Source organism: Streptomyces sp. R21 (assembly GCF_041051975.1).
Classification (GTDB): Bacteria; Actinomycetota; Actinomycetes; order Streptomycetales; family Streptomycetaceae; genus Streptomyces.
Map to the genome: position 1 here is coordinate 6,709,603 of NZ_CP163435.1, position 12,489 is coordinate 6,722,091.

Annotated in this window: 11 protein-coding genes; 10 read left to right on the forward strand and 1 reads right to left on the reverse strand. The window is 72.1% G+C overall.

Going from position 1 to position 12,489, the window contains the following annotated elements:
* The first annotated feature begins 53 nt into the window (after window positions 1-53).
* The 10 genes from hrcA (at window position 54) to AB5J56_RS29925 (ending at window position 11,063) form a co-directional block, all read left to right on the forward strand.
* Window positions 54-1,070, forward strand: coding sequence for a heat-inducible transcriptional repressor HrcA (gene hrcA, locus AB5J56_RS29880; RefSeq protein WP_369236871.1), 1,017 nt, complete (start codon window positions 54-56; stop codon window positions 1,068-1,070).
* Window positions 1,071-2,204, forward strand: coding sequence for a molecular chaperone DnaJ (dnaJ, locus tag AB5J56_RS29885; RefSeq protein ID WP_369236873.1), 1,134 nt, complete (start codon window positions 1,071-1,073; stop codon window positions 2,202-2,204). It begins immediately after the preceding gene.
* A 110-nt stretch (window positions 2,205-2,314) separates the two neighbouring features.
* Window positions 2,315-3,409 carry a nitronate monooxygenase gene (locus AB5J56_RS29890; protein ID WP_369236875.1) on the forward strand — a complete coding sequence of 365 codons (1,095 nt, stop codon included), beginning with the start codon at window positions 2,315-2,317 and terminating at the stop codon, window positions 3,407-3,409.
* Entirely contained in the window at window positions 3,406-4,155 is a 750-nt protein-coding gene (locus AB5J56_RS29895) for a 16S rRNA (uracil(1498)-N(3))-methyltransferase (protein ID WP_369236877.1), read from the forward strand. Before AB5J56_RS29890 ends, AB5J56_RS29895 begins: the two co-directional genes overlap by 4 nt.
* Window positions 4,156-4,176: 21 nt before the next feature.
* Window positions 4,177-4,572 (forward strand): VOC family protein, encoded by a 396-nt coding sequence (locus AB5J56_RS29900; protein WP_369236879.1) that lies wholly within the window; start codon window positions 4,177-4,179, stop codon window positions 4,570-4,572.
* 135 nt (window positions 4,573-4,707) lie between these two features.
* On the forward strand, window positions 4,708-5,247 hold the full coding sequence (locus AB5J56_RS29905; protein WP_369236881.1) for a hypothetical protein: 540 nt from the start codon (window positions 4,708-4,710) through the stop codon (window positions 5,245-5,247).
* Window positions 5,248-5,338: 91 nt separating this feature from the next.
* Window positions 5,339-8,584, forward strand: coding sequence for a S41 family peptidase (locus tag AB5J56_RS29910; protein ID WP_369236883.1), 3,246 nt, complete (start codon window positions 5,339-5,341; stop codon window positions 8,582-8,584).
* Window positions 8,585-8,733: 149 nt separating this feature from the next.
* A complete protein-coding gene (locus AB5J56_RS29915) occupies window positions 8,734-9,087 on the forward strand; it encodes a histidine triad nucleotide-binding protein (protein WP_369236885.1) in 354 nt (117 codons plus the stop codon).
* A 6-nt stretch (window positions 9,088-9,093) separates the two neighbouring features.
* On the forward strand, window positions 9,094-9,999 hold the full coding sequence (locus tag AB5J56_RS29920; protein ID WP_369236887.1) for a ribonuclease Z: 906 nt from the start codon (window positions 9,094-9,096) through the stop codon (window positions 9,997-9,999).
* A 71-nt stretch (window positions 10,000-10,070) separates the two neighbouring features.
* Window positions 10,071-11,063, forward strand: a complete 993-nt coding sequence (locus AB5J56_RS29925; RefSeq protein ID WP_369236889.1) for an adenosine deaminase — start codon at window positions 10,071-10,073, stop codon at window positions 11,061-11,063.
* 39 nt (window positions 11,064-11,102) lie between these two features.
* Here AB5J56_RS29925 and AB5J56_RS29930 read toward each other — a convergent pair whose 3' ends face one another.
* Entirely contained in the window at window positions 11,103-12,380 is a 1,278-nt protein-coding gene (locus AB5J56_RS29930; RefSeq protein WP_369236891.1) for an MFS transporter, read from the reverse strand.
* Between the last annotated feature and the right edge of the window lie 109 nt (window positions 12,381-12,489).

A 12,489-nucleotide genomic window follows, 5' to 3' on the forward strand; every position in this document is an offset into this window, starting at 1 on the left:
AGCCGCAGGAAGTCCGCTTGTGGACCGCTGGAAGACCGCTGGAGGTGTGCGCGATGCTCAGTGAACGAAGGCTCGAGGTGCTGCGCGCCATCGTCCAGGACTATGTCGGGACCGAGGAACCGGTCGGTTCCAAGGCGCTCACCGAGCGGCACCGGCTCGGGGTCTCGCCCGCGACGGTCCGCAACGACATGGCGGCCCTGGAGGACGAGGGGTACATCGCCCAGCCGCACACCAGCGCCGGACGCATCCCCACGGACAAGGGCTACCGGCTCTTCGTCGACAAGCTCGCGGGCGTCAAGCCGATGACCGCCCCCGAGCGCCGCGCCATCCAGAACTTCCTGGACGGCGCGGTCGACCTCGACGACGTCGTGGGCCGCACCGTACGGCTGCTCGCGCAGCTCACCCGGCAGGTCGCCGTCGTGCAGTACCCCTCGCTGACCCGCTCGACGGTGCGGCACGTGGAGCTCCTGTCGCTGGCCCCCGCCCGTGTGATGCTGGTGCTGATCACGGACACCGGCCGGGTCGAGCAGCGCATGATCGACTGCCCGGCGCCGTTCGGGGAGACCTCGCTCGCGGATCTGCGGGCGCGGCTCAACGCCCGGGTCGCGGGCCGCCGCTTCGCGGACGTCCCGCAGCTCGTGCAGGACCTCCCCGACAGCTTCGAGGCGGAGGACCGGGGTACGGTCGCCACGGTGCTCTCCACCCTCCTGGAGACGCTCGTCGAGGAGACCGAGGAGCGGCTGATGATCGGCGGCACCGCCAATCTCACCCGCTTCGGACATGACTTTCCCCTCACCATCCGACCGGTCCTCGAAGCGCTGGAGGAGCAGGTCGTGCTTCTCAAGTTGCTTGGGGAGGCGGGGGATTCGGGCATGACCGTACGGATCGGTCACGAGAACGCGTATGAGGGACTCAACTCCACGTCCGTGGTCTCCGTCGGCTACGGTTCGGGCGTCGAAGCAGTAGCGAAACTTGGCGTGGTCGGACCGACCCGCATGGATTACCCGGGAACGATGGGAGCGGTACGAGCGGTGGCACGGTACGTCGGACAGATCCTGGCGGAGTCGTAAGTGGCCACGGACTACTACGCCGTACTCGGCGTACGCCGCGACGCTTCCCAGGACGAGATCAAGAAGGCGTTCCGGAGGCTCGCCCGCGAGCTGCACCCGGACGTCAATCCCGATCCGAAGACGCAGGAGCGCTTCAAGGAGATCAACGCCGCCTACGAGGTGTTGTCGGACCCGCAGAAGAAGCAGGTCTACGACCTCGGCGGCGACCCGCTGTCCCAGTCGGGCGGTGGCGCGGGCGGCTTCGGCGCGGGCGGCTTCGGGAACTTCTCGGACATCATGGACGCCTTCTTCGGTACGGCGTCGCAGCGCGGGCCGCGCTCGCGCACGCGCCGCGGCCAGGACGCCATGATCCGGCTGGAGATCGAGCTCGACGAGGCGGCCTTCGGCACCACGAAGGACATCCAGGTCGACACGGCCGTCGTCTGCACCACCTGCAGCGGTGAGGGCGCGGCGCCGGGCACCACGGCCCAGACGTGTGACATGTGCCGCGGCCGCGGCGAGGTGTCGCAGGTCACCCGGTCCTTCCTCGGCCAGGTCATGACCTCGCGCCCCTGCCCCCAGTGCCAGGGCTTCGGGACCGTCGTCCCGACCCCCTGCCCGGAGTGCGCGGGCGACGGGCGGGTGCGCTCGCGCCGGACCCTGACCGTGAAGATCCCGGCCGGTGTGGACAACGGCACGCGGATCCAGCTCGCGGGCGAGGGCGAGGTCGGCCCCGGCGGCGGCCCCGCCGGTGACCTGTACGTCGAGATCCACGAGCTGCCGCACAGCACGTTCCAGCGGCGCGGCGACGACCTGCACTGCACGGTCACCATCCCGATGACCGCGGCCTCCCTCGGCACGAAGGTGCCGCTGGAGACGCTCGACGGGATGGAGGAGGTCGACATCCGTCCCGGAACGCAGTCCGGGCAGTCGATCCCGCTGCACGGGCGCGGTGTCACGCACCTGCGCGGCGGCGGCCGCGGCGACCTCATCGTGCACGTCGAGGTCACCACCCCGACGAAGCTCGACCCCGAGCAGGAGCGGCTCCTGCGGGAGCTGGCCGTGCTGCGCGGCGAGGAGCGGCCCACGGGGCAGTTCCAGCCGGGTCAGCAAGGGTTGTTCTCGCGCTTGAAGGACGCCTTCAACGGACGCTGAGACGGGCCCCCAGGCCGCCGTTCGACGGCCTGGGACGAGCCCATCCGTCTGGCATAGGCCACGCCCGGGCCGGATTCGGACTTGTACGAAGGACGTGACAACATGCCGTCATGTCCTCCGCACTGACCGATCTCTTCCCTCACCCGATCGTGCAGGCGCCCATGGCGGGCGGCGTCTCCGTCCCGCAGCTCGCGGCCGCCGTGTGCGAAGCCGGCGGGCTCGGGTTCCTCGCCGCCGGGTACAAGACCGCCGACGGCATGTACCAGGAGATCAAGCAGCTGCGCGGGCTCACGGGACGGCCTTTCGGGGTCAACCTGTTCATGCCGCAGCCCGAGTACGCGGACAAGGGCGCGATCGAGGTCTACGCCCACCAGCTGGCCGGTGAGGCCGCCTGGTACGAGACGGAACTCGGCGACCCGGACAGCGGACGCGACGACGGCTACGACGCCAAGCTCGCCGTCCTCCTCGACAACCCGGTGCCGGTGGTCTCCTTCCACTTCGGCATCCCGACCCGCGAGGTCCTGGACTCCCTCGCGCGGGCCGGCACACTGACCCTGATCACCGCGACCACCGCCGATGAGGCCCTCGCCGTCGAGCGGGCGGGCGCCGCCGCCGTGATCGTGCAGGGCGTCGAGGCGGGCGGCCACCAGGGCACCCACCGCGACAACCCGGAGACCGACGGCAGCGGCATCGGACTGCTCTCACTGATCGCGCAGGTCCGCGAGACCGTGGGAATCCCGATCGTCGCGGCCGGCGGCATCATGCGCGGCAGCCAGATCGCCGCCGTCCTCGCCGCGGGCGCGAGCGCCGCCCAGCTCGGCACCGCGTTCCTCGCCACCCCCGAGTCCGGCGCCAACCCGCTGCACAAGCAGGCCCTGACCAACCCGCTCTTCGTCCGTACGGAGCTGACGCGCGCGTTCTCCGGACGCCCGGCGCGCGGCCTCGTCAACCGCTTCATGCGCGAGCACGGCCCGTACGCGCCCGCCGCCTACCCCCAGATCCACCACCTCACCTCCGGGCTGCGCAAGGCCGCGGCCAAGGCGGGCGACGCGCAGGGCATGGCGCTGTGGGCCGGACAGGGCCACCGCATGGCCCGCGAACTGCCCGCCGGACAGCTCGTGGAGGTCCTCACCGCCGAACTCGCCGCCGCGACGACAGCGTTGTCGGCCTGCTCGAAGCGCGAGACCGGAGGCAAGGCCCGATGACCGCACCGGTGTTCGTGGTCGACGACTTCCGTACCGGCGACGGTGGTCGGTTCGTGCTCGACGGCCCCGAGGGACGGCACGCCGTCTCCGTGAAGCGGCTGCGGTCCGGCGAGGAGATCGTCCTCACGGACGGCGCCGGACGGTGGGCCGAGGCGGAGGTGATCGGCACCGAGGGCAAGGACCGGCTGATCGTCCGGCTGCACGAGGTGTCCGAGGAACCTGCCGAAAGCCCGCGCATCACCGTCGTACAGGCCCTCCCCAAGGGCGACCGCGGCGAACTCGCCGTGGAGACCATGACGGAGACCGGAGTCGACGCGATCGTCCCCTGGGCCGCCTCCCGCTGCATCACCCAGTGGAAGGGCGAGCGGGGCCTGAAGGCGCTCGCCAAGTGGCGTGCCACCGCCCGTGAGGCGGGCAAGCAGTCCCGCCGGGTGCGCTTCCCGGAGGTCGCGGACGCCGCGACGACCAAGCAGGTTGCCGCACTTCTCGCCAAAGCCGACTTCGCCGCCGTACTGCACGAGGACCGCGCCTGGGGCAGCGAGGCGCTCGCGACCGCCGAACTCCCGGCCGCTGGTGAGATCGTGCTGGTGGTGGGTCCCGAAGGTGGCGTGTCCCCCGATGAGTTGGCGCTCTTCGCCGACTCAGGTGCGAGGGCGTACCGTCTCGGGCGTAGCGTGCTGCGCACGTCGACCGCCGGAACGGCGGCGACGGCGCTGCTGCTGGGCCGCACGGGCCGCTGGGCCTGACCGACACCCGTTGGGGGATGCGTGGAACTCGCACAAGTACGGCTGCTCGTCTCGGATTTCGCCGCCTGTTACCACTTCTACGGCGAAGTCCTCGGCCTCAAGCCCCAGTCGGGGGCGACGGAGGGGCCGTACGAGAAGTTCAGCCCCGCCATAGGCTCGGCGGGCATCGCCCTCCAGGACCGCTCGATGATGGCCGAAGTCCTGGGCGAACTGGGCGACTCGGCGAGCGGTCACCGCTCCCTGGTGGTGCTGCGCGTCGACGACCTGGACGCCTACTGCGAGGCCGTCGCCTCCCGCGGCGGGGACATCCTGCACGGCCCGGCACCGATGACCGACCGCATGCGTGTCGCCCACCTCAAGGATCCCGAGGGCAACCTCGTGGAACTTCAGGAGTGGCTGCTGCTGCGCAGCGGCTGACCGGCGCGCCGGGAAGCGACCGGCCGTTCGATTCCCGCAAGTGCGGGAGTGGAGTGTCTGCTTGCGGTCTACCGCGGCGGCCGTCGCAGTGGCAGGCTGCCGTCTATGGGGGCTTTGAGGCGTATCCGGCACCGGATGGGACGCAAGCAGACGCTGGCCGCTCTGGGGCTCGGAGCGGTCGGGGTGTTCGGTGTGGCGGCGTGCGAGCCCACGGACGGAATGAGCTCCGCCGTCGTGTCGTACACCACGGACCAGACCGCGACGAAGGAACTCGAGCGGCAGCACGTCGACGTCAACTGGCTCACCTGCACGGCCTCGTACGGCGGGGCCAACAAGGCCTACACGCCGGGGAAGACGCCCTCGCAGAGTCAGAACACCGTCGCCGAGGTCGACTGCCGGGGGCAGACGTCCGACGGGCGTGACATCAGCGTCAAGGGCAAGGTCACCCGGGCGGTCAACGGCGCCTGCGTGCGCGGGGACCTGCGGGCCACGGTGGGCGGCAAGGAGTGGTTCCACGTCAGCGGCCTCGGCAACTGCAACGCCACCAGCCAACCGACGTACACCCCGCCCGTCACCTACCGGCCGACGAACGGACAGCCCGGACCCACCGTGACCGTCACCGAGACCGTCTGGTGCAAGGGCGACCCGACCTGCTGGCCCGCCCAGGGCAAGTGACCGGTCCCGGACGGATCGGGTAACCGGTCACGGACGGATCAAGTGACAGAAACCCCTGTCCAGAGGCGCGGTCGCTGCATAGGGTGATCGGGTGACACAGTCTGCATCGTCATCATCGGCCGCACTGTCCACGCAGGCCGCGCAGGCCGCGTATCTCCGGTTTCCGCATCTGCGCGGCGAGTTGGTCGTCTTCACCGCCGAGGACGACGTCTGGGCGGCGCCCCTCGACGGGGCGGGCCGCGCCTGGCGGGTGAGTGCCGACAACGTTCCGGTGACCCACCCGCGCATCTCCCCGGACGGCACGACCGTCGCCTGGACCTCCACCCGCGACGGCGCGCCCGAGGTGCACGCCGCCTCCCTGGACGGCGGCCCGGCCAAACGGCTGACGTACTGGGGCAGTTCGAGGACACAGGTGCGCGGCTGGACCCCCGACGGCAAGGTGCTCGCCCTCAGCACGGTCGGGCAGGCCTCCCTCCGCCGGAGCTGGGCGCACGCCGTCCCGCTCGACGGGGGACCCTCGACCGTCCTTCCGTACGGCCTCGTCGGCGATGTCGCCTTCGGGCCGGGCGTGCTGCTGCTCTCCGCGCCGATGGGCCGCGAGGCCGCGTGGTGGAAGCGGTACCGGGGCGGCACAGCGGGCAAGTTGTGGATCGACCGGGACGGCGGGGGCGAGTTCGGGCGCCTGCACGAGGACCTTGACGGGAACATCGAGTACCCGCTGTGGGTCGGCGAGCGCGTCGCGTTCCTCTCCGACCACGAAGGCGTGGGAGCGCTCTACTCCTCCCTCGCCGACGGGTCGGATCTGCGCCGGCACACGGCAGTTGACAGTTTCTACGCCCGGCAGGCGGCCACCGACGGCACGCGCGTCGTGTACGCGTCCGCCGGTGAGCTGTGGCTGCTCGACGACCTCGACGGCGCCGAACCGCGCCGTCTCGACCTCCGCCTCGGCGGACAGCGCGTCGACCTCCAGCCGCACCCCGTGAACGCGGCCCGCTGGTTCGGCGCCGCCGCCCCCGACCACACCGCGCGCGGCAGCGCCGTCTCCGTACGCGGCGCCGTCCACTGGGTCACCCACCGCTCGGGCCCCGCCCGCGCCCTCGCCGCCGAGCACGGCGTCCGCGCCCGGCTGCCCCGCACCTTCCGCTCCGAGGGCGAGGAGCACGTGGTGTGGGTGACGGACGCCGAGGGCGACGACGCCCTGGAGTTCGCCCCGGCGACCGGCGTCGCCCCCGGGGCCATCCCGCGACGGCTCGCCGCCGGACAGCTCGGCCGCGTCCTCGGCCTCGCCATGGCACCCGACGGCAGCCGCGCCGCCGTCGCCTCGCACGACGGGCGGGTGCTGCTCGTCGAGCGGGAGACCGGAGAGGTCCGCGAGGTCGACCGCAGCGAGGACGGCGACGTCACCGGCCTCGTCTTCTCGCCCGACTCGGCCTGGCTCGCGTGGTCGCACCCCGGCCCGCGCCCGCTGCGCCAGCTCAAGCTCGCCAACACCGCCGACCTGTCGGTGACCGAGGCGACCCCGCTGCGTTTCCGTGACTACTCGCCCGCCTTCACCCTGGACGGCAAACACCTCGCCTTCCTGTCGGCGCGCTCCTTCGACCCCGTCTACGACGAACACGTCTTCGACCTCGCGTTCGTGGGCGGCTCCCGCCCGCACCTGATCACCCTGGCCGCGACGACACCGTCCCCCTTCGGACCGCAGCGCCACGGCCGCCCCTTCGAGGCCCCCGACAAGGACGAGACGCCCGACAGCGAGGGCACCCCCACCACCCGGATCGACCTGGACGGACTCGCCGACCGGATAGTCCCGTTCCCCGTCGAGGCCGCCCGCTACTCGGGACTGCGGGCCGCCAAGGACGGCGTGCTGTGGCTGCGCCACCCCGTCCGCGGCGTGCTCGGCGCCTCCCGGGCCACACCCGACGACCCGGACCCCCAGAGCGAGCTGGAGCGGTACGACCTCGCCCAGCAGCGCATCGAGCACCTCGCCGCCGACGCCGACCACTTCGCCGTCAGCGGCGACGGCAAGCGCGTCCTGCTGTGGACCGACGGCAAGCTCAAGGTCGTACCGAGCGACCGCCGCGCCTCCAACGGCGAGGAGAGCGACAGCAACATCACCGTCGACCTCTCCCGGGTACGGCAGAGCGTCGACCCGGCCGCCGAGTGGCGCCAGATGTACGACGAGGCCGGCCGCCTCATGCGCGACAACTTCTGGCGGCCCGACCTCGGCGGCGCCGACTGGGACGCCGTACTGGAGCGCTACCGGCCCGTCCTCGACCGGCTCGCCACCCACGACGACCTCGTCGACCTCCTCTGGGAGGTGCAGGGCGAACTCGGCACCTCGCACGCCTACGTCAGCCCGCGCGGCGGCACAAGCGGCGCGAACCGGGCGCAGGGGCTCCTCGGGGCGGACATCTCCCGCCATGAGGACGGCAGTTGGCGCATCGACCGCATCCTGCCCTCCGAGACCTCCGACCCCGAAGCGCAGGCCCCGCTCGCCGCGCCCGGTGTCGCGGTGCGCGCCGGGGACGCGATCGTCGCCGTCGGCGGACAGGCCGTCGACCCCGTCGCCGGGCCGGGCCCGCTGCTCGTCGGCACGGCGGGCAAACCGGTCGAGCTGACCGTCTCCCCGTCCGGCGGCGGCGACCTCCGGCACGCCGTGGTCGTACCCACCGGCGACGACGAACCGCTGCGCTATCACGCCTGGGTCGCCGACCGGCGGGCCTACGTCCACGAGAAGTCCGGCGGCCGGCTCGGCTATCTGCACGTGCCCGACATGGTCGGCTCCGGCTGGGCCCAGCTCCACCGCGACCTGCGCATCGAAGTGGCCCGGGAGGGGCTGGTCGTCGACGTCCGCGAGAACCGCGGCGGCCACACCTCCCAGCTGATCGTCGAGAAGCTGGCACGACGCATCGTGGGCTGGGACCTCCCGCGCGGCATGCGGCCCTACAGCTACCCGGAGGACGCGCCCCGCGGCCCCGTCGTCGCCGTCGCCAACGAGTTCTCCGGCTCCGACGGCGACATCGTCAACGCGGCGATCAAGGCTCTCGGGATCGGGCCCGTGGTGGGCACCCGGACATGGGGCGGCGTGGTGGGCATCGACAGCCGCTACCGGCTCGTCGACGGCACGCTCGTCACCCAGCCCAAGTACGCCTTCTGGCTCGAGGGTTACGGCTGGGGCGTCGAGAACCACGGCGTCGACCCCGACGTCGAGGTGGTGCACGCCCCGCAGGACTACGCCGCTGGGCGGGACGTCCAACTGGACGAGGCGATCCGGATCGCGCTGGCGGCGCTGGAGGAAACACCGGCGAAGGCTGCGCCCGCTCTGCCGGAGGTGTAGGCACCCGGAACGGGTGTGGCTGTACCTGGGGGCTGCCGCCCCCAGACCCCCGCTTTCGGCCTGAACGGCCTCGTCCTCAAACGCCGGACAGGCTAAAACGTCGATACGATGCTGGCGTAATGATCAGTCTGTGCGAGGAGGCACGCAGCATGGCGGGAGAGCCGCAGGACGACTGCCTGTTCTGCAAGATCGTCGCGGGGCAGATCCCGGCGACCCTGGTCCGGGAGACCGAGACCACCGTCGCCTTCCGCGACATCAACCCCCAGGCGCCCACCCACGTCCTGGTCATCCCCAAGGTCCACCACCCGGACGCGGCATCCCTGGCCGCCGCCGAACCCGCCATCGCCGCCGACATGCTGCGTGAGGCCGGCGAGGTCGCCGCCGAGGAGAAGCTGGAGAGCTACCGCATCGTGTTCAACACGGGCAGCGGCGCCGGCCAGACCGTCTGGCACGCGCACGCTCACGTCCTGGGCGGCCGCGGCATGCAGTGGCCGCCGGGGTAACCGACCTTGTCCGTACGTGAATTGGTGGTGCTCGGCACCGCCAGCCAGGTCCCGACCCGGCACCGCAACCACAACGGCTACCTGCTGCGCTGGGACGGCGAGGGCCTCCTCTTCGACCCCGGAGAGGGCACCCAGCGGCAGATGCTGCGCGCCGGTGTCGCCGCGCACGACCTGCACCGGATCTGTGTCACCCACTTCCACGGCGACCACTCCCTCGGTCTCGCCGGGGTGATCCAGCGCATCAACCTCGACCGGGTGCCGCACGAGATCACCGCGCACTATCCGCGCTCGGGCCAGCGGTTCTTCGACCGGCTGCGGTACGCCACGGCGTACCGCGAGACCGTCGCGCTCACCGAAGCGCCGGTCGACGCCGACGGGACACTGGCCACGACCTCCTCGTACGCCCTGGAAGCACGGAAGTTGTCGCACCCCGTCGAGTCCTACGGGTACCGGCTCGTCGAGTCCGACGGGCGCCGCATGCTGCCCGAGCGGCTCGCCGCGCACGGGATCAAGGGGCCCGACGTCGGGCGGATCCAGCGGGAGGGCTCCCTCGGGGACGTCACGCTCGACGACGTCAGCGAGGTGCGGCGCGGGCAGCGGTTCGCGTTCGTCATGGACACCCGGCTGTGCGACGGGGTGCACGCGCTCGCCGACGGGTGCGACCTCCTCGTCATCGAGTCGACGTTCCTGGACGAGGACGTCCAACTCGCCTCCGATCACGGGCATCTGACGGCTGGTCAGGCAGGTGCGGTCGCGCGGGACGCCGGGGTACGGCATCTCGTGCTCACGCACTTCAGCCAGCGCTACTCCGACCCCGAGGAGTTCGAGCGGCAGGCGCGGGCCGCCGGGTTCGAGGGCGAGCTGACCGTGGCGCACGATCTGCAACGGGTGCCGGTGCCCAAGCGGGGGTGATCCCTCCGGGCGGGGCCCGGGGTGGAGGCGCCGGTTCTGAAACGGCAATAAAACACCCGTACTATGCTGCGATGCCCCTCCCCAAAGCTGAACTGCACCTCCACATCGAAGGCACCCTGGAGCCCGAGCTGGCCTTCGCGCTGGCCGCGCGCAACGGCGTGACGCTGCCGTACGCCGACACCGAAGAGCTCCGTAAGGCGTATCTCTTCGATGATCTGCAGTCGTTCCTGAACCTGTACTACGAGCTGATGTCCGTGCTCCGCACCGAGCAGGACTTCGCCGACCTCGCCGACGCCTATCTCGCGCGCGCCGCCGCGCAGGGCGTGCGGCACGCGGAGATCTTCTTCGATCCGCAGGCCCACATCGCCCGTGGGGTGGGGATGGGGGCCGTCGTGGAAGGGCTGTGGCGGGCGCTGGGGCGCAGCGAGGAGACGCACGGCGTGTCCACCCAGCTGATCATGTGCTTCCTGCGGGACGAGTCCGCCGAGTCGGCCATGGACACCCTGGAGGCCGCGAAGCCGTACCTCGACCGGATCGTCGGCATCGGCCTCGACTCCGCCGAGGTCGGGCATCCGCCGGTCAAGTTCCGCGAGGTGTACGAGGCCGCCGGTGCGCTCGGGCTGCGCCGCGTCGCGCACGCGGGCGAGGAGGGGCCGCCCGCGTACATCACCGAGGCGCTGGACGTGCTCGGTGTCGAGCGCATCGACCACGGGCTGCGCTGCATGGAGGACGCCGAGCTGGTCGAGCGGCTCGTCCGGGAGCGGGTGCCGCTGACGCTCTGCCCGCTGTCCAACGTACGGCTGCGCGCCGTGGACGTCCTCGCGGACCATCCGCTGCCCGCCATGCTCGACGCCGGGCTGCTGTGCACCGTCAACTCCGACGATCCCGCGTACTTCGGCGGCTACGCCGGGGACAACTTCGACGCCGTGAGCGGGGCGCTCGGGCTCGGTCCCGAGCGGCTGCGGGAGCTTGCCCGCAACTCGTTCGTCGCCTCCTTCCTGGAGCATGACGAGGAGCGGCGGGCCCGGTACATCGCCGAGGTCGAGGCGTACGAGTTCGAGTAGTTCGCCGAGCAGTTCGCCGAGTAGTGCTTCGGTCGGTGCCTACGTGGTTCCGGGCCCCGGTGCGGCTGCTGCCTGCCGGGGCCCCGCCGTGTCGTAGGCCTGGCGGATGCTGGGGGACTGGGCGTGGGCGTCCAGGTCCAGGGGGATCTCCACCACCGGGTGAAGGTGGTGCGGGGCGCGGGTGCGGCGGCCGTCGGTGTGCAGGGCGACCGCGGTCATCGGGAGCGTGAGCACCAGCAGGCCCACGGCCAGGATCGCGCCCATCGCCGGGAATCCGGCCTGTGCGGCGAGCACACTGCCGGCGAGCGGGCCCGCCGCCGTGCCCAGTGAGGACGCCGAGCCGACGAAGACCGCCCAGCGGCCGCGCTGGTCGAGCGAGGCGGCGAGGCCGAGTACGTACGACAGCACGATCGGGTAGAGCGTGTTCCAGGCGATCTCGCCCGTCGCGAACGTCGTGAGGTCCGTGGCGGTCGCGCTGAGCGCGATGCAGCCGGCGATCACGGCCGTGCCCGCACCGATCGGCAGCGCCCGGCCCAGCCGCGGGCCGAGCGCGCCCGCGGCGAGCACCCCGAGCAGTCCGGCGCCGAGGGCGACGGCGAAGACCACACCGACGGTGACCTCCGTGAGTCCCGCCTGCGTCAGGCCGATCCGGCCGCTGACACCCCAGAGCGAGTTCTGCGCGAGGGACCAGCAGAGCATGGCGGCGGCGAGGAGCAGGCCGGGACGGAGGTGAGGGAGGCGGCGGTCCGTCGTCGGGCGAGGGGTGAGGGGCGTCGTGTGCGCATGGGTGGGGAGGCGGCCGGTGGTGGGCCACACCAGCAGTGCGGTGAGGGCGATCGCGGCGAGGGGGAGGCCGTGGCCCGGGCCGAGGTGCGGGACCGTCAGATAGACCGTGCCCGCGAGCGCGGAGACGCCGAGGAGGCCGTGCGCGGTGACCCGGTGCGCATCGCTCTGGGCGGCGATTCCGGCGGCGGCGACCGTGGTGGCTGTGCCGGAGCCGAAGCCGCCGACGATCGCTCCGGCGACGACGACGGGGAGGCTGGTCGTGAGGGCGGCCGTGCCGTAGCCGGCGGCGGCGAGGAGCAGGCCCGCGCGGGCCAGCCTGCGTGGGCCGATGCGGTCCACGCGGCTCGCGAGCACGAAGCCGGCTGCCGCTGAGCTCAGCAGCAGGGCGCTGCCGAGGGAGCCGGCCTGGGTGGCCGAGAGGGGGAGGCCTGCGTCCAGTCTGCCGACGGTGGTGGGCAGGAGGTACGCGGCGAGGTACCCGGCCGTGAAAAGGGCGACGAGAGGCCAGGGCGTGGTGGTGCGGGCGGACACGGGCGTTCCCAGGGCATGCGAAAGAAGCGGCTCAATGAGGGGGTTGGGCGGCTGTCGATGGACAGGAACGCGCGGGCAATTTGTATCAAGGGGGTGGGGGTGCGAAACA